The sequence below is a fragment of the Bacillus luti genome (genome assembly GCF_001884105.1).
GTDB lineage: Bacteria > Bacillota > Bacilli > Bacillales > Bacillaceae_G > Bacillus_A > Bacillus_A luti.
Window position 1 is genome coordinate 264,294 of record NZ_MACI01000078.1, and the last position, 24,296, is coordinate 288,589.

A 24,296-nucleotide genomic window follows, 5' to 3' on the forward strand; every position below is an offset into this window, starting at 1 on the left:
GAGGGAATTATGATGGCAAAAGATTTTTACTCAGCAATTGAAGACAGAAGATCTATTTACGCAATAAGCAAAGAGCAAGTAGTTTCTGATGAAAAAATTCAAGAAGTGATTTATCATGCTGTAAAACATACACCTTCAGCTTTTAACTCTCAAAGTGCTCGTGTTGTTGTTTTGTTAGGAGAACAACATGATAAATTATGGGATATTACGAAAGAAACGTTACGAAAAATTGTACCTGAAAATAACTTTGCAGCTACTGAAGAAAAAATGAATGCATTTAAAAGTGGTTATGGAACGGTTTTATTCTTTGAAGATAGTCAAGTAGTGGAAGAACTTCAACAAAACTTTGCATTATATAAAGAAAATTTCCCGATTTGGTCTCAGCAATCTTCAGGTATGTTACAGTTTGCGATTTGGACAACTTTAGAAATTGAAGGATTTGGTGCTACATTGCAACATTATAATCCGTTAATTGATGAAGAAGTGAGAAAGGAATGGGATATTCCAGAAAACTGGAAGTTAACTGCGCAAATGCCATTTGGTAAACCAGTAGCACTTGCTGGTCAAAAAGAATTCCAACCATTAGAAACTCGTGTGAAAATTTATAAATAATGTAGAAATTATAAAAGGTGAACAGGAATATAACCTGTTCACCTTTTTATACGTAATAAGGATTTTTTTGTGCTGCATTTTTCATCTGATTTTTTAATTCGTTTTTAAGCGTTTCAATAGTTGATATTTTTTGTAATGTTATAAATGAAGCGAATTGAATAACAGCATAGTACAGTTCTATATTTTTATTTATAGGGTTATCTATTATGTTTTTCACAAATGCACCTCCCCTGTGTATTCAAATGAGAATCTCATTAAAAAAATCAATCTGCTAAAATTTCATTTTATATAGATATATAATACTAGAATTATCCTGAAAATTCCATAGTTAGAAAAAGAGAACAGTTGGTGGGTATGTGTTTTCGTTAAAGTAGAAATGGGATTTTATGAACTAAATCTTACAATTCGCCAAATTATTTCAAAATTTTAGATAGTATAGGGAATTAGTTTTCTAAAAATATTATACTATTGATAAATAAAGTCTTTTTTGTCATGATAAGAGTACACTTCATGTAAACAACTTTATAAGGAAACACATACTTTGTTTTGTATTAGATTACTAGAATTTTTTGTAGTGGATAGAAAATAGAAATTCTATATTAAGATATTAAATGAAATGTCGAATTTTAATGAGATACATAAGAAATTTGAAAAAAAACGTTGCAAAAACAGTATGTTTAATGGTAAAGTTCACATGAAGTTCACACGGAATTCACTTCATTCGTTTAAAATGAACTACGTGTGAAAAATAAAACTCTTGTTAAAAAATGGAACTTGATGAATATTTTACTTTGATAATATTGTAAAGTATTAAGTTTATAAGTTTTTTTAAGAGGATAGTAGGGAAAGGAAGTAAAGACAACTTATGAAAAAAGTAATTGCAGGTTTAGCAGCAGCTTCAGTAGCAGGTGTTGCAGTTCCAGGTATGGATTCTGCTCATGCACAAGTTTCAAACGAGGCGCTAAAAGAAATTAATGGACAAACACAAACTCAAACGACTGTAACTGAAACAAAAACGGTAGAAACAAAAACGGATTTAAAATACACAGTAACTGCTGATGTATTAAATGTTCGTTCAGGTGCTGGTACAGGACATAACGTTATTTCTAAAGTGAAATCAGGTCAAGTACTACAAGTAATTGGACAAGAAAATGGTTGGTTCAAAGTTAATGTAAACGGTCAAACTGGTTATGTAAGTGGTGACTTCGTAACGACTGGTGGCAAAACAGGAACTACTGTTCAACAAGGAACAGGTACTTACACAGTAAACGTTTCTTCACTTAACGTACGTACAGGCCCAAGTACATCTCATACAGTATTAGGTTCTGTAAATAAAGGTAAAACAGTACAAGTTGTAGGTGAAGTACAAGATTGGTTTAAAATCAACTTCAATGGTGGAACTGGATACGTAAGCAAAGACTTCGTAACAAAAGGCGGATCTGCTGTATCTAACCAAACACAACAACCAACTACAAACAACAATACTACTACAGTTCAAACTGGTGGTTCTTATGTTGTTAACACTGGTGCTTTAAAAGTACGTACAGGCCCAGCTACATACAACGCTGTAATCGGTGGCGTAACAAACGGTACAGTATTAAACGTTACTGGCGCTGAAAATGGTTGGTACAAAATTAACCATAACGGCCGCACAGGTTACGTAAGTGCAGACTTCGTTAAGTTTGTAAAAGGCGGAGTAAACAACGTTACAAATAACAATAACAATAACGTTACAAATAACGTTCAACAACCAGGTAAAGACGTACAAAAACCAACAACAGGTGGAAATACATCTTCAATCGCTGGATTCGCTAGATCTTTAAATGGTTCACCATACAGAACTGCTGGTACAACACCTGCTGGTTTTGACTGCAGTGGATTCATTCACTACGTATTAAATCAAACTGGTCATAAAGGCGCTCGTCAAACAGTTGCTGGATACTGGAGCTCTAAAACAAAAACTAGCAATCCACAACCAGGTGATTTAGTATACTTCCAAAATACTTATAAATCAGGTCCTTCTCACATGGGTGTTTACTTAGGAAACGGTCAGTTCATTAGTGCAGAAACTGATGCAACTGGTGTACGTATTAGTTCAGTAAGCAACTCTTACTGGAGCAAGCACCTATTAGGTTACACAAAAGCATACTAAGAAAAAGTAGTTTATATACTTTTCGTATAGAGAAAAGGCTTTCCAGGGAAACTTGGGAAGCCTTTTTATAGTTAAATACATTGGGAGTGTAGTAGTTTTTACTGTAACTTCCCATTTAAAAATCGATCGTATAGGTCATGGAAATAGTTGGGGCGAAATAAGTTTGCTGCATGTCCTGCTAAAGGTATTTCTTTATATAGAACGTTTGGCAGAATAGATTTTAAATCGAATAGACAAGATTTATAGAGATGATCATGTTCGCCCATTACCCATAGGATAGGGTGGGGAAGTGATTTTAATTTAGACTTTAAATCGAATTCTAACCGATGTCGTAATGATTGAGCAATAATTGATGAATGTAATTGTAATCCGAAACGGTAGTAAATATTTCTGGAAATGACTGCGAACGGATTCGCTTTTAGTATGCCGCTCGGAAAAATAGTATTTGCGTATTGAGAGAGCCATTTAGAGTATTCATCTCCTCGCTTCTCCCAAAATTTTTGAAATACGTTATATAAAAGGGAAGGATTATTATAGTGTCCACCAATATGACAAATGCTTAATACTTTTTCTGGATGCATTTGTGCAAAAATTGTAGAGATATAACAGCCGTAGCTTAAAGCACAAATATGAGCTTTTTGAATGCCTTCTTTTTCGTATAAATTCAATAATTGATTAACGAGACGCTGTAATGAAAATTCGATAGCTTCTCCTTTATCATCGCCGTGACCTAATAAGTCATAAGTAATAATGTTGTAAGAGGCGGAAAATCGTTTATGCTCTTTTTTGAAAGCACGACGATTGCCGACTAAACCATGAATAAAAATAATTGTTTCCTTTTCGGGATGTATATTTGTTTGCAAAAAGGATACTCCTTTCAATAGCTGGAGATTTATATAGTATTTTAACTAGTTATCTATAATTCACATAGAATAATATTAAGTACCAGGTAATAATATCAGATATTTATATCTGTTGTAAAGATGCGTTTGCATGTATATTTTGTAAAAATAGAAAATGTGTGTTTACATTCAGTTTACATTTGTATTGTATTCTAATTTTAGAAAGAACAGTTTGGTATAGCGCGAGGAGATGAAAAGGAATGGAAGTTAGAAATGAAGTACAGAAAAAAGGGAATTGGAGGCAGTTTTTACGCCTTATTCAAGATACAAATCCTCCGAAAGGGATTCTTATTTTTGCATTATTAATGAGTTTACTTTCTACAGGAGCGAGTTTATTTATTCCGATGTTAACAAAAGGATTAGTAGATAATTTTTCGCTTTCTTCAATTAGTACAGGACAAATTGTTGGGTTAGTCGCATTCTTTATTATGCAAACCATTGCTGCAGGATTGTCTATATATTTATTAAATTATATTGGACAGAAGATTGTTGCGGGGTTAAGGGAACGTTTATGGAAAAAGGTGCTTATTTTGCCGGTATCTTATTACGACAAAAATAGAACAGGTGATACAATTAGTCGTATGACAAATGATACAGGTGTTGTGAAAACGTTAATTTCTGAGCACTTATCAAACTTATTAACTGGCGGTATTTCAATAATTGGATCGTTAATTGTATTATTTGTTTTAGATTGGAAAATGACAGCTTTACTTTTAACGGTTATTCCGTTGTCTGTACTAATTTTAGTACCACTTGGACGAAAAATGTATAAGATTTCAAAAGCACTTCAAGATGAAACAGCTTCTTTTACGAGTGTGTTAACGCAAGTATTATCAGAAATCCGTTTAGTGAAATCTTCGAACACGGAAAAAAGAGAATATGAAACAGGTAATGCAGGTATCCAAAAGTTATTGCAATTTGGTTTAAAAGAAGGAAAAGTGCAAGCGTTAATTTCACCAGTTATGTCGTTTGTTTTAATGGCATTACTTGTTATCATCGTAGGCTATGGTGGAATGCGAGTTTCTAGTGGTGCATTAACAACAGGTGAACTTGTAGCGTTTATTTTATATTTAGTTCAAATTATAATGCCGATGAGTCAATTATCTATGTTCTTTACACAATTCCAAAAGGCAATTGGTGCAACAGAAAGAATTAATACGATTTTAGAATATGAAGTAGAAGACCATGAAACTGGTGTGAAAGTTACAAATGCTAAACAACCAATTATTCTTGAAAATGTACATTTCGAGTATAACGAAGAAGAGCAAGTCTTAAAAAATATTGATTTCACAATTGAATCAGGAAAAGTAACAGCGATTGTAGGTCCAAGTGGTAGCGGGAAAACAACGTTATTCTCACTATTAGAACGCTTTTATGAGCCAACTAGCGGTGCCATTAAATTAGGAAAAGACTCGATTACGAACTATTCATTGCAATCATGGCGACGTCAAATCGGTTATGTTTCACAAGATAGTCCGTTAATTGATGGAACGATTCGTGATAATATTTGTTACGGTGTTGAAGGTGAAGTGACGGATGAAGAAATTGAAAAAGTAGCAGCGATGGCATATGTTGATGCATTTATTCATGATTTACCAAACGGATATGCAACAGAAGTTGGAGAACGTGGTGTGAAGCTTTCCGGGGGACAAAGACAGCGAATTGCCATTGCCCGAGCATTACTTCGAAATCCACAAATTCTTATGTTAGATGAGGCAACTTCAAGTTTAGATAGTAAATCAGAGTCTGTCGTTCAAAAGGCATTAAATAACTTAATGAAAGGCAGAACAACGTTAGTTATTGCACATAGGCTTTCTACAGTTGTAGATGCAGATAATATTATCTTTATTGAAAAAGGGAACCTTACAGGAAGTGGTACGCACGATGAATTGTTACGTACACATGACATGTATCGTGAGTTTGCAACGCAACAATTGAAAATTAAAGAGGGCGCATTATAAAATGAATAATCAGTGGGGATTGTACGCCACTGATTATTCATTTTTAAAAATTATATAATAGATGCTAAGTAGAAAAGAGATGGTTCCTTTGATACCTAAAATTTTAATAGTAGACGATGATCCGCATATTAGAGAACTCGTTTCTGTATTTTTAGAGCGAGAAGGTTTTCAAACATATGAGGCAATTGATGGATTAGACGCTCTTCGGAAAATAGACGAAGTGAAAGTTGATATGGTTATTCTTGATATTATGATGCCGAATATGGATGGGTTTGATGTATGTTTTGAATTAAGAAAATACTATGATATCCCAATTTTGATGCTAACTGCCAAAGGGGAAACATCTCAAAAAGTAAAAGGCTTTCACCTTGGAACGGATGATTATCTCGTAAAACCATTTGACCCGATAGAATTAGTAGTGAGAGTAAAGGCGTTACTGAAACGTTATCAAATTACAGTATCGCAATCGATTCAAGTTGGAAATGTATTATTAAATCGTAAAATATTCGAAGTTACAACCGGAAAACAAACGATTACGTTACCACTAAAAGAATTTGAATTGCTCTTTACATTAGGATCTAAAGCAGGAAGAACTTGTTCGAGAGAGCAATTAATAGAAGACGTATGGGGATATGACTTTGAAGGGAATGAACGCACATTAGACGTTCATATTAATCGGTTACGTGAGAAGTTTCAAGAAGAGAAGTCAAAGTTTAGTATTAAAACGATAAGAGGACTAGGTTATCGTTTAGAGGTAAGTAAATGAGAAAAAGAGAACGAATGAGTAAATTCAAGATGTTGAAAGTAACGGGAGCGGTAATAGCGCTCTTTTCCTTTCTTACTATCATTTGGTCTATCGCATTTTATGTAGCGTCTAGTATATTAGATGCCCTTGAAATAAACGTATCGCCGTTTGTTACTTTTTTAATTAGTGATATGGTCGGCTTTATATTTATTGTCCTTATTTGGATAGTGATCGGAGTATTAATGAGACCGAAGCGAGAGGCAATGATTTGGGCTATTATTGAACCGATACAAAAAATTGCAAAAGGAGACTTCTCCGTAAAAATACGAAATGAAGAAAAGTATGATGGAGAAATTGGTGTACTCGTAAAAAGTATAAATGATATGACAGATGAATTGAATGCGATGGAGAAAATGAGACAAGAATTTGTATCGAATGTTTCTCATGAAATACAGTCACCATTAACTTCTATAAAAGGGTTTGCTAGAGCACTACAAGACGATAATCTTTCCGAGGAAAAAAGAAAGCATTATCTTACCATTATTGAAACGGAAACGACGAGATTATCTAAACTAAGTCAAAATTTACTGAAGCTAACTCTTTTAGAATCAGAAGAGTATACACCAGAAAAAGTGACCTATCGATTAGATCAACAGTTAAAGCAAATTGTATTAAATAGTGAACCGCTATGGGCTGATAAAGAAATTGAATTAGAACTGGACTTAGAAAAAGTATGTGTTATTGCTGACCAAGAAAGTTTGAGTCAAGTTTGGATTAATTTAATTCATAATAGTATTAAATTTACGCCAAGTGGCGGCACAATTACAATTCAGTTAAAAGAAAATGAGAAAGTAGTGGAAGTTCGTATTCGTGATTCGGGAATTGGTATATCAGAAGAACAGAAACAACATATTTTTGAACGTTTTTATAAAGCGGATTCTTCACGAAATCGTGCTTATGGAGGAAGTGGCTTAGGTTTAGCCATCGTAAAAAAAGTACTCGACCTTCATCAAGGAGAAATAAAAGTCGAGAGTGAGGAAGGCAGTGGTACGGAATTTATTGTGTGTATTCCTAAATATGAAGAGCAATAGTGTTAGAAGGAAAATCTTCTAACACTATTTTTCTTTAAAAATACATTTCCCATTACTGCAACTATATTGATAAGCTCTTCCTTCGCTATTCATACGGTATGAGTAATCAGATTCTTTATCATTCTTAAAGTCAACGTACGCTTCTGCACCGTTTTTATCATCATCTATATCAATGAATTGAACGGATCGTATAGAATAATCTTCCTTTTCACTTAATCCCTTTTCTTGCAAATTTTTATGTATACCGTCTACTAACTCGTCAAACAATGACCAGTTTAAATTAAGATTTTCAAATGACTCAGTATGTCTTCCTAAAATGCCTTCGTCTTGTATTATTTTATTATTATCGTATGTATAAGAGTATGTAAAATAGGGTTCGTCTTTATATACTACTGTTGCATAATAGCCGATATTATAAAGGGGAGTATATTTTCCGGTTATGCTTTGTATTTCTTTTTGCTTATATCCTTTTATAGTATGGAGATAGTCGCTAGTATCTTTTTCTATTACTTTATAATGTAGTGGATTACCAAATATAAAATACATAGCCAAAAATATGATACATAGTCCGACTGCAGTTAGTGATAAGAACCATTTTTTTCTTTTCATACACATACACTCTCCTATGCTGGATTTATTTTTATTTTACATGAATAATGGAAAAAACATGAGATTTATAAATAAAAACTTTCCATAGTTACCTATAAGTAACCTACGCACATGAAAGTGCATCATTGCCTTTTTACATAAATATAGTTACACTTTTAATATAATAATAAACAACTGAGACGATTAAGGAGTGTTATATTTGGCAGAATTATTACAAGGCAAAAATGCTTTAATTACAGGAGCAGGTAGAGGGATTGGTCGTGCTGTAGCGATCGCATTAGCGAAAGAAGGCGTAAATGTAGGTCTATTAGCTCGTTCAGAAGAAAATTTAAAAGCTGTAGCGAAAGAAGTAGAAGCAGAAGGCGTAAAAGCTGTTATTGCGACTGCTGATGTATCTTCATATGAAGAGGTAACGACTGCAATTGAAACGTTAAAAAACGGTTTAGGATCTATCGATATTTTAATTAATAACGCTGGTATTTCTAAATTCGGTAAGTTTTTAGAACTAGACGTTGCTGATTGGGAAAAAATTATTCAAGTAAACTTAATGGGTGTATATTATGCAACTCGTGCAGCTTTACCAAGTATGATTGAACAACAATCAGGTGATATCATTAATATTTCATCTACAGCAGGACAAAAAGGTGCACCTGTAACAAGTGCATATAGTGCTTCTAAATTTGGTGTTCTTGGTTTAACAGAATCGTTAGCGATGGAAGTTCGTAAACATAACATTCGTGTAACAGCTTTAACTCCAAGTACAGTAGCAACTGATATGGCTGTAGATTTAGGGTTAACTGATGGAAACCCAGATAAAGTAATGCAAGCAGAGGATATTGCAGAGTTTATCGTAGCGCAGCTGAAATTAAATAAACGTACATTTATTAAATCGGCTGGACTTTGGTCTACTAATCCATAGGAATTAAATTTATATTTAAAAGAAGGGATATCTATTCTGTAAGGGATAGATATCCCTTCTTTATTTTTGTGTATGAAACAGAATTTTCGGTATAATCAAAAGTGAATGGTAGAAAAGCATTGAGAAATTGAAGGGGATGGTATTTCCATGAGTATGATCGAGAAATGGACGGCTGTTGATCAATATATGAGTGATGTATTAATACCGAGAGATTCTACATTAGAAGAAGTTCTTCAAGAAAATGCTGCAGCTAATTTACCAGCGCATGATGTATCACCAATGCAGGGGAAGTTTTTACAATTATTAGTACAAATTCAAGGAGCTCGAAATATTTTAGAGATTGGTACTCTAGGTGGATATAGTACGATATGGCTCGCAAGGGCATTGCCATCTGGAGGCCAGATTGTAACATTGGAAGCAAGTGAAAAACATGCTGAAATTGCACGTAGCAATATTGAACGTGCTAATTTGACTGATAAAATTGAAATACGAGTAGGATTAGCTTTAGATTCTTTACAGCAAATCGGAAATGAGAATTATGAACCATTTGATTTTATTTTCATAGATGCTGATAAACAAAATAACCCTGCTTATTTTGAATGGGCACTGGAACTATCACGCCCTGGCACCGTAATTATTGGAGATAACGTAGTACGTGAAGGAGAAGTTATTGACAGTACTAGCAGCGATCCTCGCGTACAAGGGATACGTCGTTTCTATGAGCTAATAGCTGCTGAGCCACGTGTAAGTGCTACAGCGCTTCAAACAGTCGGAAGTAAAGGGTACGATGGATTTGTAATAGCAGTCGTAAATGAATAACGAAAGGAGATGAATAGAATGAAAAAGATATTTGAAAAATTATAACATGTATCGTATACAACGCAGTTAGCTCGTGGACCTCCTATATAATAGCACTATATTTTATATAAAAAAATTGGAGGTTGTGAGTAGATGAGAACTGAAAAAGAAATGTTAGACTTAATTATAAATACAGCGAAAGAGGATGAAAGAATTCGAGCTGTCATCATGAATGGATCACGTGTAAATCCAAATGTGAAAAGAGATTGTTTTCAAGACTATGATATTATGTATGTTGTAAATGATATACAATCTTTTACGTCTAATCATAATTGGATTCATAGATTTGGAGCAATAATGATTGTACAAATGCCAGAAGAAATGTCATTAGCTCCACCAGATGGAGACGGGAAGTTTCCGTATTTAATGCAGTTTATGGATGGGAATCGGATTGATTTAACACTAGTTCCAGTTGAATTAATAAATAATTTCGTTGGACAAGATAGTTTAAGTAAATTGCTTCTCGATAAAGATAATTGTATGGAGGAATTCCCACCAGCAAGCGATAAAGATTACTTAATAAAAAAGCCTATAGAAAAAGAGTTTTTAGATTGCTGTAATGAGTTTTGGTGGTGTAGTACAAATGTGGCAAAAGGATTATGGAGAGAGGAACTTTCTTATGTGAAAGGGATGCTTGATGGCCCAGTGCGAGATATGTTAATCGTAATGCTAGAATGGCATATTGGTATGAAAACAGACTTTACAGTTAATACAGGGAAGTTTGGGAAGCATTTCGAACAGTATTTTGAAAAAGATATGTGGGAGTATTTTAAACAAACATTTTCAAATGCCGACTATGAAAATGTTTGGGAGTCATTTTTTGTCATGGGTGATTTGTTTAGGGCAGTGGCGAATGAAATTGCTAAAACATATGGATATCAATATCCGCAAGATGATGATGAAAAAGTGACGAGCTATTTAAAGCATGTGAAAGCTTTGCCGAAAGATAGTACATCGATTTATTAATATTGCATAGTGGTAAGACTGTCCTAATTATGGACAGTCTTATTTTTGTACATGAATAACGATTTCTCTAACAAAGTGCTGATGAATCACATATGAAATTTTAGGGAGGTTTTTATCATGTATTATTTTTATTTACCAGAAATGTTCGTTCCATTTCAATGGGGGTTAGAGCGAAATGTTTCGTATGCCTACGTGCCATATAACTCATTTTATTATGGAGACTATATAAGCTCATTGCCATACGTATATATTCCTCAAAATTATAAAGTACAAATGGAAGCAGATGAGCGTGGGTCGTGGACACCATTTTCATGGGTCGAAAAATATGCGTATGCATTTTCAGGACCGTACAATAAAGCGGAAGTCGCTCTTACATTTGATGATGGACCAGATTTAGTATTTACGCCAAAAATTTTAGATAAGTTAAAACACCATAATGTGAAAGCGACTTTTTTCTTGCTTGGTGAAAATGCAGAAAAGTTTCCGAATGTAGTAAAGCGTATTGCAAATGAAGGGCATGTAATTGGTAATCATACGTACAGTCATCCGAATTTAGCGAAAGTAAATGACGCTGAGTACCGTAATCAAATTATAAAAACGGAAGAAATATTAAAACGTTTAGGCGGCTATGCTCCTAAATTTATACGTCCACCGTATGGTGAAATACTTGAAAATCAATTGAATTGGGCAACTGAGCAAAATTTTATGATTGTACAGTGGAGTGTTGATACGGTTGATTGGAAAGGAGTAAGTGCTGATACGATTACAAATAATGTGTTAGGGAATTCATTTCCTGGTAGTGTCATACTGCAACATTCAACTCCAGGTGGGCATTTACAAGGATCTGTTGATGCGTTAGACAAAATCATTCCGCAGTTAAAAACGAAAGGGGCACGTTTTGTAACACTTCCAAGCATGTTTCAGACATCGAAAGAAAGAAACTGAATGTGTTATAAATTGGAAAAAATAGGGTTTTGTCGTATAATGAGAGTGTAAGTTAGGGGGGATATAATTGATTGATGCACTAATAAACATAGGAATGAGCATATTGATTGGGGTTATATTTATACTTGCTGCTCTTATACTTCAAAAAAATCCACCGACAGATATTAACGCGGCATATGGTTATCGTACGAAACGATCTATGAAAAATAAGGAACTATGGGATGCGGGTAATAGGTATAGTGCAGAAATGATGAAACAAAATGGTTTCCTCATGATGTTGATTGGAAGTGTTATTAGCATACTGTTTAGATATCCACATACAATGATAGCGATTATGATCGTTATGCTGTTGTTAATTATTCGCCTATTTATACAAGTAGAAAAAAGATTGAAGCTCCTTGAACAATGATGATAAATCAAATAGGACTCCCGGATATTATAAGCTAGGAGTCCTATTTGATTTACAAACTATTATTTTTTAGCAATTCTTTTCCTTGTTCTATAACAAACTTATAGTATGCAAGATCATATGGATAAATATCTTCAAGCGTTATTGTTATCGGATTATTGTTTAAAACAGAAATAGCTGTAAAAGATGAAATCTCTCTTTTTAATAGTTGTAGAAAAGAAGTTGCATGTATTTTCATCACATCGTCTACTTCTTCACCTGGTGCGAATGGAAGTGTATTGATGACGTTGTGAAAATACATATGACAAAACTCGCGATCAGTAAGATTTGAAATTTCATAATCTATTTTAAAGATTCCCTTGTATGTTAAATCAGTAGTTTGAAAGGAAAGCCCTAATTCTTCCTCAATTTCACGAAGACCACCAATTTGTACATCTTCATCATGCATAATATGTCCAGCTGAAGTAATATCCCATATACATGGAGCTTCTTTTTTATTTTTAGAGCGTAATTGGAAATATAAAAACATATCTTCATTATCTTTTTCTACAAACCAGCAATGAAATGTTTCGTGCCAATCACCGTCACGGTGCACTTCATCACGTAATTTCTTCCCAAGTGTATTTCTTTCAGAATCAAATATCGTTAAGCATTCTGTCATTTTAATTCCCCTTTCTGCAAATTTTATTATACAATATTTATATTGAATTTTGGGAAAATAAAGAAAAAAGGAGAGGTGTAAGTGGGGATAGAGAGTAAAGAAATAAAATCGATTATTTCAACAGAGGAAGAATTACGAGAAATATTAGGACAACCAAGTGAGCGTGCTTTGAAAAAAGTTATTTCATCACTAGACCATCATTGCGTAGATTTCTTGTCTAAATCGCCTTTTTTAGTATTATCTACTGCAAATAAATTAGGAGAGTGTGATGCTTCGCCGAGAGGAGATGCACCTGGATTTGTATATGTATTCAATAAAAATAAAATTATCATTCCTGAAAGACCGGGTAATCGACGCATAGACTCTATTTTAAATATTATTTCAAATCCACACGTCGGGTTAATCTTTTTTATCCCTGGTCTTGGGGAGACACTCCGAATAAACGGCCGAGCATATATTACAAGCGACGAAGAAATCTTAACAGAAATGCAGGCGAATGGACGCAATCCATCACTTGGAATTGTTGTTGAAATAGAAGAATGCTATATTCATTGCGCAAAAGCTTTTATTCGTTCTAAGATGTGGGATCCAGAATCTTGGTTAAATAAAAAAGAGTTACCTTCAGCAGCAAAAATGTTATTGGAGCATGCGAAAGTGAATGCTTCAGAAGAAGATGTTGCACGTTCTTTAGAAGAAAGTTATAGGGAAAGATTGTATTAAAAATTATTTTTTAAATATAGTGTTGGAGTATGAAATTCTAAACGTTTTAGAGTGAGACTGTAATATGAATATTGTTAGTTTGTATGTAATGAATAGATATGTAAGAGTAGAAATCTGTATGAGATGATTTGTTATTTTAAAATATAATAATTCATGCTTTTAAAAATAGTGAAGAAAAATAGGCTTGCTTTTTAAAAAGTTGATAACTATAATAAGTTAACAAATAGACATGAACGAAAAAGTAACGATAAGGACATGAAATCATTTTTACGGTTTACAGAGAGGGAAGTCAAGGGTGTGAGCTTCCTAACACGAGAAATGGTTTTACCACCTTTGAACTTCAATAGTGAACGAGCAATCTAGTAATTATTGACGGAATCAGCCGTTATCTGAACTTGAGCAATCTAGGAGGAAATACGTCTGGATTGGAACAAGGGTGGAACCACGAAAACACATTCGTCCCTTTCCTAGGGATGAGTGTGTTTTTTTATTACTTTGAAAGGAGGTGCTGTAACATGAAACGATTTGTACGTACGGAAATAACCACCACCTGCAGGATTAAAAAGCAGAGCAAGGTGATTGATAGGGATAAATAATAAAATTGTAGGAGGAGATTAGAAGATGAATAATGTTATTAATGTTGGGGTAATCGGATTAGGTACGGTCGGAAGTGGTGTTGTCCATATTTTGAAAGAACATTATAAAAAAATTGCTCTTGATACAGGATATGAAGTAATGGTAAAGGCAGTCGTTGTACGTGACTTAGAAAAAGAACGTGATGTTTGTATTGATGGAATCGTAGTAACAAGTGATGTCGATGAAGTTCTAAATGATTCAAATATTGATATTGTAGTAGAGGTAATGGGCGGAATTGAAGAAGCAAAACAGCATATCATTAAGGCTTTACGAAATAAGAAGCATGTTGTAACAGCAAATAAAGATTTAATGGCTGTATACGGTGCAGAGCTTCTCCGATTAGCGAATGAAAATGATTGTGATCTATGTTATGAAGCAAGTGTAGCGGGTGGCATTCCAGTGTTAAGAGGGCTAACAGACGGATTAGCTTCAGATCAAATTGAAAAAATCATGGGAATTGTAAATGGAACAACAAATTACATGTTAACAAAGATGAGTCAAAATGGATGGTCGTATGAGGAGGCGTTACAAGAGGCGCAAAAATTAGGATTTGCAGAATCAGACCCGACAGCTGATGTAGATGGACTAGATGCGGCGAGAAAAGTAGCAATTCTTGCAAACTTAGGATTTTCGATGAATGTTTCATTAGATGATGTCCAAGTGAGAGGGATTCGAAGGGTGGAAAAAGAAGATTTACAAATGGCTGAAAAGTTAGGATTTACTATGAAATTAATTGGGAAAGCAGAGAAACAAGGATCAGCCATTCATTTAAGTGTAGAACCGACGCTTTTACCAAGTCGTCATCCATTATCGAATGTAAATAATGAATTTAATGCAGTATATGTTCACGGTCAAGCGGTAGGAGAAGTAATGTTTTACGGACCTGGAGCTGGAAAGTTGCCAACTGGTTCTGCTGTAGTAAGTGATATTATTTCAATCGTTAAAAATATGAATCAAGTTCCGAAAAATAAAAGTGCATTAAAAGAACCAGTGCCGTATGAATTACAAGGAGATGAAGAAGTCGTTTCGAAATATTTCTTACGTATTTCATTACGAGATGAACCTGGGATGTTGCAAAAAATAACAGAATGTTTCGTTAATTACTCTGTAAGTTTAAAAGAAGTTATACAATTACCTTTAAATCGCGAACTTGCAGAAGTTGTTGTTGTGACACATCAAACTTCAAAGTATCAATTCGAACGAGTGTTAGGAGCGATAGAAGATGTCGCAAGTGAAATAAACAGTTACTACATTATTGAGGAGGAAAAACAATATGTATAAAGGATTATTAAAACAATATGCTTCTTATTTACCGGTGAATGAAAATACACCTGATGTTAGCTTAATGGAAGGAAATACACCCCTTATTCCGTTATTAAATATATCAAAACAATTAGGGATTCAATTATACGGTAAATATGAGGGCGCGAATCCGACAGGCTCTTTTAAAGATCGTGGTATGGTAATGGCAGTCGCAAAGGCGAAAGAAGAAGGTTCCGAGGCAATTATTTGTGCATCAACAGGTAATACATCAGCATCGGCCGCAGCATACGCGGCACGCCTTGGAATGAAATGTATTATCGTAATCCCAGAAGGAAAGATTGCACATGGAAAATTAGCGCAAGCAGTTGCCTATGGAGCTGAAATCATTTCAATAGCAGGAAATTTTGATGATGCACTTAAGGCTGTAAGAAATATTGCTGCGGAAGAGCCGATTACATTAGTTAACTCGGTAAATCCTTATCGTATTGAAGGACAAAAAACAGCAGCTTTTGAAATTTGTGACCAACTGCAAAGCGCACCAGATGTTTTAGCGATCCCTGTTGGGAATGCAGGAAATATTACAGCGTACTGGAAAGGCTTCTGTGAATATGAGAAAGAAAAAGGCTATAAGAAGCCAAGAATTCACGGATTTGAAGCGGAAGGAGCAGCTGCTATTGTAAAAGGACATGTAATTGAAGAACCAGAAACAATTGCAACAGCGATTCGCATCGGTAATCCAGCAAGTTGGTCATATGCAGTAGAGGCTGCTGAGCAATCTCACGGTGAAATAGATATGGTATCAGATGAGGAAATATTACATGCATATAGATTATTAGCAAGATCAGAAGGAGTTTTCGCTGAGCCAGGGTCCAATGCTTCATTAGCGGGTGTAATTAAACATGTTCAATCTGGAAAAATCAAAAAGGGAGAAACGGTTGTTGCAGTTTTAACTGGAAATGGTTTGAAAGATCCTGATATCGCTATTTCTTCTAATACATTAGACATTGCAAGTGTTTCAAATAATATAGAACAAATTAAAGAGCATATAAAAGGGGTGATTATGTCGTGATACCATTAAGCGTTCGTGTTCCTGCTAGTACAGCGAATGTTGGACCTGGATTTGATTCAGTAGGAATAGCATTATCATTATATTTAGAGGTCATTGTAAAGGGGGCAGCTGATAAATGGCAAGTCATCCACTCATTTGAAGATTCAATTCCGACAGACGACAAAAATTTAATTGTTAGTACGGCATGTAAAGTGTGCCCCTCTTTGTCACCATATATAATAGAAGTTACTAGCAATATTCCGCTAACAAGAGGTTTAGGAAGTAGTGCATCAGCAATTGTAGCAGGAATAGAGCTTGCGAATCAACTAGGGAATTTGAACTTAACAACTGATCAAAAAGTTCAAATTGCTACAAATTTTGAAGGACATCCAGATAATGTTGCGGCTTCTATTTTAGGCGGAACAGTAATCGGTGCCTTAGATGGAAAGAATGTTTCGCTTGTAAGAATTGAGAGTAAGGAATTAGGCGTAATCTCTCTTATTCCAAATGAAGAGCTAAATACGGATGAAAGTCGATCTGTATTACCAGATATGTTTCCGTTTCATGAAGCCGTTAAGGCTAGTGCGATAAGTAACGTATTAGTAGCTGCATTATGTCAAAAGAAGTGGGAAGTTGTAGGTGAAATGATGGAAAGAGATCATTTTCACGAGCCCTATCGTTTAGAACTCGTACCGTTATTACCATCTATACGTAAATGTGCGAAAGAATTCGGAGCATACGGCACAGCGCTTAGCGGGGCAGGGCCATCTATTTTTATACTAACGCCGTATGAGAAACGTCAAGAAATTGCTGAGCAATTAGCAAGAGTGTTTTCAGCTATGAAAGTATGTGAGCTTGAAATCGATCATACAGGGATTACTGTAAATAAGGAAGAACATATTGAATTATAAAGAGAGCTAGCATCGCTAGCTCTCTTTATGTTGTAAATATTTTTTAAATAGGCATATAAAATGAAAAATCATATTGTATAATTTAGTAAATAGTGCATTATTTTGGAGGTGATTATATGAGTAAAGAGTCACCAGAAGAAAAAAGAGAGCGCATAAGGCAAAGTGAATTGAACAATAACCCTACTGGTTCTTTACATGATGGGCTCAATAGAGCGGAATCAGGTAGCCCTGTCGATATGACAGGGGGTATGAATTGGAGAAGTACAGGGGTAATCATTTTAGTGCTACTTTTAGGCTACATTATATACACTTATTTCTTCGGCTAAGGAATGCTTGTTAAAAATTTGATTTATTTCGTTTCATAATTTGTGAGAATGGAAAAACGCGGTTATTGTATTACATATACTTTAAGCGGAAGCAGGTTATAGTTGTTCATATACATTTATCCCGCTTTAATGGGCAGTAAGACCCCCACCTCAAAATTCAGCGAAAGCAAAGAAGTTAGGTGGGGGATCAACTGCCCATAAAAGTCCGATTGGTGAAGGCTAATAATCAGTGGGGGATGAAGAAAACCCCACTGATTAAAGTTTCACTATATTTTTAATACACGCAATAGAGCTAGCGATATGTTAGCTCTATTATTTTTTGCCACATTCCTGTAACAAAGCTTCTGTATATTCAGTGGTGGAGGTGCAGAAGATGAAAAAAATGATAGCAATATGTCTTCTTACAACGATGTCATTTTCGACTTTAGTTGGGTGTGATATAAAAGGTAGTAATGCTGTACAAGAGTCTAAAATAAAGAAAGCGACGTATAAAGATTTTACGTACGATGTAAATCCAGAGACGTTCACGTTAACTGTAGAACATGATGGTGTAAAAGAACAGGCGTCACAACCCCTGCCGAAAATGAAAGTATCGAATGTGAAAAAAGAAAAGAATAGCACATCTTGGGAATATCCAGATGAAAAAGTAAAAGTGAACTTAGAAAAGAAAAAAGACCACTTAAATATTGAAGTGGAATCGACTGGTGCAGAAAGTTTTACATGGCCAAAAATACAAGCTGAAAATTATACACTCCCGTTATGGGAAGGTAAGCAAATTCCGAGTAATGATGAGAATTGGAAGAAGTTTTTAAAGGATGATGCATATTCATTTGCTGAATCATTTTCTATGAAGTTTTTCGCATTAAATGGTTTGAAATATTCAATTGTATATATTGCGAACAATATGTTTAATAATGAGGTGAAATTTCATTCGGATCCGAAAATCGGGTTTGATTTTACACATGAATTCCCGAGTATAAATAAAAATAAAACATATGGTTTTCAATTATATATGACAAACAATGATGCGGTAAGTATTGCTAAACTGTATAAGGATAATATTGCTCAAAAAGGTGAATTTAAAACATTACAAGAAAAGGCTAGAAAAAATAAAGAGATTGAAAAACTTTATGGTGCAGCTCATTTTTATTTTTGGAATCAAAATGGTTTGTCTGACAGTAATGTAAATTGGCCGAAGATAAGAGAGCAAATAAATATTCCTCTGTTTAGTCATATAAAAGAGCTCATTCAAAAGAATAGTTCGGAGCCTGGAGAACTAAATGTATTCGAGCAAGTAAGTAAACAAGATTTCATTGATAAGTATCAAAAAAATGTTATTTTGCGTTATGTAAACGAAGTATTATCAATGAAGGAATTGTATAAAGAGGATATTTTTCCGAAGGTTGACCAAAAGGCTAGTGAGTTATTAAAAAAAGGTGTAGATCACTTATCGAAGGCGGAACTGTATAACTTAAATAAGCATTTATTAAAGTCAGTACTCGGTGATTCAGTTGAAGATGTAAGTAAATGGGGAACCTCAGATGGAACGGGTATAATAAATGAAATGAAAGAAGCAGGAATAGACAAAGCGTGGATTGGCTTACCGAACTGGGAGCAAGGGTATATGCAGCCCGATTTTGTTACAGAAGCGAAGGAAGCGGGATATTTAGTGGGTCCGTATGATTCTTATCATTCTATTCACGAAAAAGGTGATAAAAATTGGAATACAGCTTCCTTTACTGATCCGTCGTTATATGAAGAGGGTACTGTCACGAAGAAAAATGGAGAAAAAGTACAAGGGTTTCTAGGAAGAGGTCGAAAATTAAATCCGACTTTATCGCTACCTAGTGTAAAAGAACGAATGAACGATATATTGCAAAATGGTCCTAAATATAATTCGTGGTTTATAGATTGTGATGCGACGGGCGAAATTTACGATGACTATTCGGCAAAACATATAACGACACAACAACAAGATTTAAAAGCAAGGTTACAACGAATGGATTATATTGCGCATGAAAAAGGGATGGTAGTTGGATCAGAGGGTGGAAATGATTTTGCAAGTAGTACGATTGCATTTGCTCATGGAATTGAAACGCCTGTAATTAAATGGGACGATGAAGATATGAGAAAAAATAAAACGAGTCCGTATTATGTCGGAGGATATTGGTCGCCAAATCAAAATGTTCCAGAAAAATATGCGAAGCAAGTGCCGTTAAAAGACGAGTATAAACAAGTGTATTTAAATCCAGTTTATTCAGTACCACTATATAAATTAGTATACAACGATTCGGTAATTACAACGCATCACTGGGAATGGGGGAGTTTGAAAGTAAAAGATGAAGTAGAAAATCGTATGTTATATGAATTATTGTATAATGTTCCTCCGTTGTATCATGTGGATGAAGTAGAATGGAATAAGCATAAAAAAGAAATTAAACAGCATTTGAAAGTTTGGAGTGAGGTTCATAAAAAGGCAGTGAAAGAAGAAATGACGAATTTTGTATATTTGTCAGAGGATAAATTAGTACAATCCGCTTCATATGGAAAAGATATTAAAATCATTGTGAATTTCTCTAACGATGATGTGGAAATAGAAAAAACGAAAGTTAAAGCAAAATCAGCGTTAATTATTAATCATGGGGAGAAAATCTTGTATAAACCAAATTAATAAAATTAATATATATAAATTTAATATTTGTTTTATATAAATAGTCTCTTGCCAAAAATAAGCACAAGAGTATAATGTGAAATGGAATACATTTTGGATTCATGAAGTAACCTTACAAAATTGTAAGGTAATTGAAAGGAAATTCAATATGAAGATTAATAGACTTACATTATACTAGGGAAAGAGAAAGAGAGGCGAATGGGTATGAGCTCTGAATTAGAACAAAATACGAGAAGTAATAAAAAACGTTCTAAAAGAAAGTCAATAAAATGGTTCATTATAATTCCATTTTTCTTACTTATTTTTGGAGGAGTAGGATATGGATCGTTAATATATAACAAAGCAAAAGCAGTTGTAAGTGATGCGTATGCAAAAATTGATAAATCATCAAAGCGTGATAAAGAAGTTGAGCCTTTAAAAGATAACATCTCAATTTTAATTATGGGTGTAGACGGTAGTGAAATGAGAAAAAGTCAATACGGTGAAGCTGTTCGAACAGATGCACTTTTATTAGCGACAATTAATAAAGATGATAAATCTGTTAAATTAGTTAGTATTCCGCGTGATTCACGTGTGTATATTCCGTCTAGAAAAAAATTAGATAAAATTACTCATGCACATGTATTTGGTGGTGTGGAAAGTACACGAGATACTGTGGAAAGATTTTTAAATGTGCCAGTTGATTATTATGTGAAGTTTAACTTTGAGTCATTTGTTCAAATTGTAGATTCACTTGGTGGTATTGATATTGATGTACCGGTTACTTTCACAGAGCAAGATAGTAAAGACCAGGCCGGTATGATCCATTTAGAAAAAGGCTTCCAGCACTTAGATGGAGAACAAGCACTTGCACTTGCAAGAACGCGTAAAATTGATAGTGATGCAATGCGTGGACAAAGACAACAACTTGTAATAGAAGCAATTGCAAAAAAAGCGATGTCTGTCCAATCAATTAGCAAAATGGGCTCTTTACTTGATGCGGTGGATAAAAATATGAAAACGAATTTAACATTCGATGATATGCTTGCTATTACGAAAAATATGGCAGGATCTAACTTGGAAATGGAAAAAATGCAAATCGAAGGTACAGATAAGCGTATCGGCGGTATTTATTATTACATCCCAAATGAAAAAAATGTAAAAGACATTTCAAATAAATTGAATCAGCATTTAGGTGTAACACCAAAACCAGTTCGAAATGAATAGTATAAAAAAAAGATTGGCTCCGCCAATCTTTTTTTATGGGAATGTATTTGTAACTTTTCTATAACGTTTTTTTATTTTAGAAAAATAATAGTTAAATCATTTTAATTTATATAAACAAAAGGTGCAATTATACGATATACTAGAGAAGACGATTTGGAAATTGACTCCTAAAGAGGGAAAAGGAAAATCTATTTCATCATTGTAAATAAAGAAGAAATAGGGACAATAATTTTGATAAAACTCCCATTATAATACATATGTAGTCTATTTATATAGTGAAAATAAAGTAAATAGATGTATAATTATATTGGGCGATTTATATATAAGATTAATAGGGAGAGGAATTCGATAGAATGGAAAAAGCTTTTAATATGAAACGAGTAGTAGTCGTTTTAATAGCGATTGCAGCAGTAGCAATTGGGTATTTCATGTTTCAATCTATTACTTCACCAGCAAAAGCTGTTGCGAAACAGGAAAATGTAGTTCAGCTTGCAAGTGAACAACCGAAAGTCGAAATGAATAAAACGGCACCGAGTCGTTTTAATGGAAAGGAAAGAAAAGTTGCTTACTTGACATTTGATGATGGCCCTGGGAAATATACGGCTGAATTATTAAATACGTTAAAACAACATGATGCGAAGGCGACATTCTTTTTAATTGGAGCGAATGTAAAAGAGTTTCCGGATTTAGTAAAACGTGAAAATGCAGAAGGTCATTATGTAGGGATGCATAGTATGACACATAATTTTGCTAAATTATATAAAAATGGCGAGTATGTAAATGAAATGAAAGAAGATCAAAGCCTAATCGCAAATATTATTGGAAAATCACCTAAATTAACGCGTCCACCGTATGGTTCGATGCCTGGATTAAATGAAGGTCTTCGAAATAAAGTCGTAGAAGGCGGATTTAAAGTATGGGATTGGACAATTGATTCATTAGATTGGAAATATAATAAAATGCAAGTTGATGCAGCGGCTGCACAAATTGCTCAAAATGTATTAACAAATGCAACAAAACCACAAGAAGTCATTTTAATGCATGACATTCATCCGCAATCAGTAGCTGCAGTACCAGCAATTTTAAAGGGCTTAAAAGAAAAGGGTTATGAGTTTGAAGCTTATCATGAAGAGAGTCACTTCCCAGTGAACTTCTGGCATGATAACCGTATGTAATGGAGGAATGAACGTTGAAGTATGGAAAAGTAGCAGTAGTTGGAGCGTTATCAGTAGGGTTATTATCAGGTTGTTTCGGTGAAAAACCTGAAGAAAATCTATATACGGCTTTTGAAACAGCAGCAACACAAGAAAACTCTTTAGTTGATGAAGCGAAAAAATTAGAAAAGCTAGAGAAGCAAGGCCAAGAATTATATTCTCAAATTTTACAAGAAGGTAAAGACCATAATGAAGCGGTTATGAAAAAAATAGAGCAAGCTACTGCAAATGTAAATGATCGCGAAAAAGTATTGAAAAACGAGAAAGAAATGCTAGAAAAAGCACAGAAGGAAACGAAATCCGTTCAAAGTAATATAGAGAAGCTTGAAGATAAGAAGGTGCAAAAACAAGCGAAAGCGGTAGAAGAGTCTTATAAGAACCGTTATGATGCATTCCAAAAGATGAATGAAAATTATACAAAAGCATTAGCGACCGAAAAAGAACTGTATGAAAAATTAAAAGTAAAAGAAACGAAGTTAAAAGAGATTGGTGAAAACGTTAAAACTGTCAATGAGTTAAATGTGGAAGCACAAAAGTCGAAAGAGCAATTTAACAATTATACAAAAGAGTATAATGACAGTAAATTAGCATTCTACAAAGATGCAGAGATTAAGATTAAAGAGCAAAAATAAAGAAACATCTTAATAGGAATAAAAGCCGGAAAAACATCGTTAAAAATGTTTTTTCGGTTTTTTGTGTTAAATGAATAGAAAAGGCTGGAATTGATATCATAAAAGAGTTATAGTGAATTATTCGAAGGGAATCATTGGAAAGTAAGGAGAATGAAATATGTCATATGAATTTTTACTCAAATTAGGTTTAGCACTCTTTTTAGGATTATTCATCGGGATAGATAGGCAGCTAAAGAATAAACCACTTGGTGTGAAAACAAGTATGGTTATTTCTGTCGCAAGTTGTTTAATTACGATGGTTTCAATTGAATCCGTGCATGTATATTCTGTTCCAGGACATACAAATATGGACCCAATGCGTCTAGCTGCTCAAATTGTTAGTGGGATTGGTTTTCTTGGTGCAGGTGTCATTTTACGAAGAAGTAATGACGTTATTTCTGGATTAACGACAGCTTCTATGGTTTGGGCTGCTTCAGCTTTAGGTATTGCAATTGGAGCGGGATTTTATATACAAGCGACGGTTGCTATGATTTTAATTATTTTAGCGATTAACGTACTTCCACATCTTGTGAAGATTGCAGGTCCATATTCATTGAGACAAAAGGACTTATCTATCAAAATTACTGTAAAAGAGCATCAAGAATTGGATGGTATATTTAAGCAAATTAAAAATTTAGGTATGCATGTAAAACGCGTAAAGATTAAAGATATAGATAGTGGAGCATATCAGCAACTGGAGATGGTTATTTTAGCTCCAGAAGACTTATATACAACTGAGTTATATAGTTCACTAAAAGAGATTGATCGTGTTGTTTCAGTTGAAGTGGAAAGTAGATAAT

General features: G+C 34.1%; 24 protein-coding genes, 1 pseudogene and 1 other annotated feature. Of the genes and pseudogenes, 21 read left to right on the plus strand and 4 right to left on the minus strand.

Features of this window, described 5'->3' with window-relative positions; translation table 11 throughout:
• Positions 1–9 precede the first annotated feature (9 nt).
• Complete coding sequence (locus BAQ48_RS19815) at positions 10–612, plus strand: nitroreductase family protein (protein WP_098662520.1); 603 nt, start codon at positions 10–12, stop codon at positions 610–612.
• A 46-nt stretch (positions 613–658) separates the two neighbouring features.
• Here BAQ48_RS19815 and BAQ48_RS19820 read toward each other — a convergent pair whose 3' ends face one another.
• Entirely contained in the window at positions 659–850 is a 192-nt protein-coding gene (locus tag BAQ48_RS19820) for a DNA mismatch repair protein MutT (RefSeq protein ID WP_084064888.1), read from the minus strand.
• A 627-nt stretch (positions 851–1,477) separates the two neighbouring features.
• On the opposite strand from BAQ48_RS19820, the gene entFM reads away from it, so the two are divergent.
• Positions 1,478–2,764: an enterotoxin EntFM gene (gene entFM, locus BAQ48_RS19830; RefSeq protein WP_000755520.1), complete on the plus strand. Its 1,287-nt coding sequence runs from the start codon at positions 1,478–1,480 to the stop codon at positions 2,762–2,764.
• 98 nt (positions 2,765–2,862) lie between these two features.
• On the opposite strand, the gene BAQ48_RS19835 is transcribed toward entFM, so the two are convergent.
• On the minus strand, positions 2,863–3,627 hold the full coding sequence (locus BAQ48_RS19835; RefSeq protein ID WP_001194288.1) for an alpha/beta fold hydrolase: 765 nt from the start codon (positions 3,625–3,627) through the stop codon (positions 2,863–2,865).
• A gap of 239 nt (positions 3,628–3,866) precedes the next feature.
• Between BAQ48_RS19835 and BAQ48_RS19840 the strand changes: the two genes are divergently transcribed.
• The 3 genes from BAQ48_RS19840 (at position 3,867) to hitS (ending at position 7,463) form a co-directional block, all read left to right on the plus strand.
• Complete coding sequence (locus tag BAQ48_RS19840) at positions 3,867–5,627, plus strand: ABC transporter ATP-binding protein (RefSeq protein ID WP_000453903.1); 1,761 nt, start codon at positions 3,867–3,869, stop codon at positions 5,625–5,627.
• Between the two features lie 88 nt (positions 5,628–5,715).
• Positions 5,716–6,393, plus strand: a complete 678-nt coding sequence (gene hitR, locus BAQ48_RS19845; protein ID WP_242660483.1) for an envelope stress response regulator transcription factor HitR — start codon at positions 5,716–5,718, stop codon at positions 6,391–6,393.
• Positions 6,390–7,463, plus strand: coding sequence for an envelope stress sensor histidine kinase HitS (gene hitS, locus BAQ48_RS19850; RefSeq protein WP_071712509.1), 1,074 nt, complete (start codon positions 6,390–6,392; stop codon positions 7,461–7,463). Before hitR ends, hitS begins: the two co-directional genes overlap by 4 nt.
• A 24-nt stretch (positions 7,464–7,487) precedes the next feature.
• On the opposite strand, the gene BAQ48_RS19855 is transcribed toward hitS, so the two are convergent.
• A complete protein-coding gene (locus BAQ48_RS19855) occupies positions 7,488–8,072 on the minus strand; it encodes a DUF3139 domain-containing protein (RefSeq protein WP_071712510.1) in 585 nt (194 codons plus the stop codon).
• A 199-nt stretch (positions 8,073–8,271) separates the two neighbouring features.
• Between BAQ48_RS19855 and BAQ48_RS19860 the strand changes: the two genes are divergently transcribed.
• The 5 genes from BAQ48_RS19860 (at position 8,272) to BAQ48_RS19880 (ending at position 12,169) form a co-directional block, all read left to right on the plus strand.
• Complete coding sequence (locus BAQ48_RS19860; protein ID WP_000818985.1) at positions 8,272–8,991, plus strand: 3-ketoacyl-ACP reductase; 720 nt, start codon at positions 8,272–8,274, stop codon at positions 8,989–8,991.
• Between the two features lie 147 nt (positions 8,992–9,138).
• A complete protein-coding gene (locus tag BAQ48_RS19865) occupies positions 9,139–9,810 on the plus strand; it encodes an O-methyltransferase (RefSeq protein WP_071712511.1) in 672 nt (223 codons plus the stop codon).
• A gap of 132 nt (positions 9,811–9,942) precedes the next feature.
• The gene (locus tag BAQ48_RS19870; RefSeq protein WP_071712512.1) at positions 9,943–10,815 is read left to right on the plus strand and encodes an aminoglycoside 6-adenylyltransferase; all 873 of its coding nucleotides are present in this window, start codon (positions 9,943–9,945) and stop codon (positions 10,813–10,815) included.
• Between the two features lie 117 nt (positions 10,816–10,932).
• A complete protein-coding gene (locus BAQ48_RS19875) occupies positions 10,933–11,760 on the plus strand; it encodes a peptidoglycan-N-acetylglucosamine deacetylase (RefSeq protein WP_071712513.1) in 828 nt (275 codons plus the stop codon).
• Positions 11,761–11,830: 70 nt separating this feature from the next.
• Complete coding sequence (locus BAQ48_RS19880) at positions 11,831–12,169, plus strand: SdpI family protein (RefSeq protein WP_071712619.1); 339 nt, start codon at positions 11,831–11,833, stop codon at positions 12,167–12,169.
• A 52-nt stretch (positions 12,170–12,221) separates the two neighbouring features.
• Here the strand turns inward: BAQ48_RS19880 and BAQ48_RS19885 are convergent, their stop codons facing one another.
• Positions 12,222–12,830, minus strand: coding sequence for an NUDIX hydrolase (locus BAQ48_RS19885; RefSeq protein WP_071712514.1), 609 nt, complete (start codon positions 12,828–12,830; stop codon positions 12,222–12,224).
• An 81-nt stretch (positions 12,831–12,911) separates the two neighbouring features.
• On the opposite strand from BAQ48_RS19885, the gene BAQ48_RS19890 reads away from it, so the two are divergent.
• The 11 genes and pseudogenes from BAQ48_RS19890 to BAQ48_RS19940 all read left to right on the plus strand — a co-directional run bounded on the left by BAQ48_RS19890 (position 12,912) and on the right by BAQ48_RS19940 (position 24,295).
• Positions 12,912–13,550, plus strand: a complete 639-nt coding sequence (locus BAQ48_RS19890; RefSeq protein WP_071712515.1) for a pyridoxamine 5'-phosphate oxidase family protein — start codon at positions 12,912–12,914, stop codon at positions 13,548–13,550.
• A gap of 235 nt (positions 13,551–13,785) precedes the next feature.
• Positions 13,786–14,017: a binding site (T-box leader), on the plus strand.
• A gap of 154 nt (positions 14,018–14,171) precedes the next feature.
• The gene (locus BAQ48_RS19900; RefSeq protein ID WP_071712517.1) at positions 14,172–15,467 is read left to right on the plus strand and encodes a homoserine dehydrogenase; all 1,296 of its coding nucleotides are present in this window, start codon (positions 14,172–14,174) and stop codon (positions 15,465–15,467) included.
• Entirely contained in the window at positions 15,460–16,518 is a 1,059-nt protein-coding gene (gene thrC / locus BAQ48_RS19905) for a threonine synthase (RefSeq protein ID WP_071712518.1), read from the plus strand. The genes BAQ48_RS19900 and thrC overlap by 8 nt, the downstream gene beginning before the upstream one ends.
• Positions 16,515–17,408 carry a homoserine kinase gene (gene thrB, locus BAQ48_RS19910; protein WP_071712519.1) on the plus strand — a complete coding sequence of 298 codons (894 nt, stop codon included), beginning with the start codon at positions 16,515–16,517 and terminating at the stop codon, positions 17,406–17,408. The genes thrC and thrB overlap by 4 nt, the downstream gene beginning before the upstream one ends.
• Before the next feature lie 116 nt (positions 17,409–17,524).
• Complete coding sequence (locus BAQ48_RS19915; RefSeq protein WP_071712520.1) at positions 17,525–17,734, plus strand: DUF6366 family protein; 210 nt, start codon at positions 17,525–17,527, stop codon at positions 17,732–17,734.
• 373 nt (positions 17,735–18,107) lie between these two features.
• Complete coding sequence (locus BAQ48_RS19920; protein ID WP_071712521.1) at positions 18,108–20,405, plus strand: glycoside hydrolase; 2,298 nt, start codon at positions 18,108–18,110, stop codon at positions 20,403–20,405.
• A 204-nt stretch (positions 20,406–20,609) separates the two neighbouring features.
• Complete coding sequence (locus BAQ48_RS19925) at positions 20,610–21,611, plus strand: LCP family protein (protein WP_071712620.1); 1,002 nt, start codon at positions 20,610–20,612, stop codon at positions 21,609–21,611.
• A gap of 94 nt (positions 21,612–21,705) precedes the next feature.
• Positions 21,706–21,780: pseudogene (locus BAQ48_RS28515) on the plus strand (sensor histidine kinase); the annotation flags it as partial.
• A gap of 184 nt (positions 21,781–21,964) precedes the next feature.
• The gene (locus BAQ48_RS19930) at positions 21,965–22,786 is read left to right on the plus strand and encodes a peptidoglycan-N-acetylglucosamine deacetylase (protein ID WP_071712522.1); all 822 of its coding nucleotides are present in this window, start codon (positions 21,965–21,967) and stop codon (positions 22,784–22,786) included.
• A gap of 14 nt (positions 22,787–22,800) precedes the next feature.
• Complete coding sequence (locus tag BAQ48_RS19935) at positions 22,801–23,457, plus strand: YkyA family protein (protein ID WP_071712523.1); 657 nt, start codon at positions 22,801–22,803, stop codon at positions 23,455–23,457.
• 157 nt (positions 23,458–23,614) lie between these two features.
• Positions 23,615–24,295: an MgtC/SapB family protein gene (locus BAQ48_RS19940; RefSeq protein WP_071712524.1), complete on the plus strand. Its 681-nt coding sequence runs from the start codon at positions 23,615–23,617 to the stop codon at positions 24,293–24,295.
• Position 24,296: the final 1 nt, after the last annotated feature.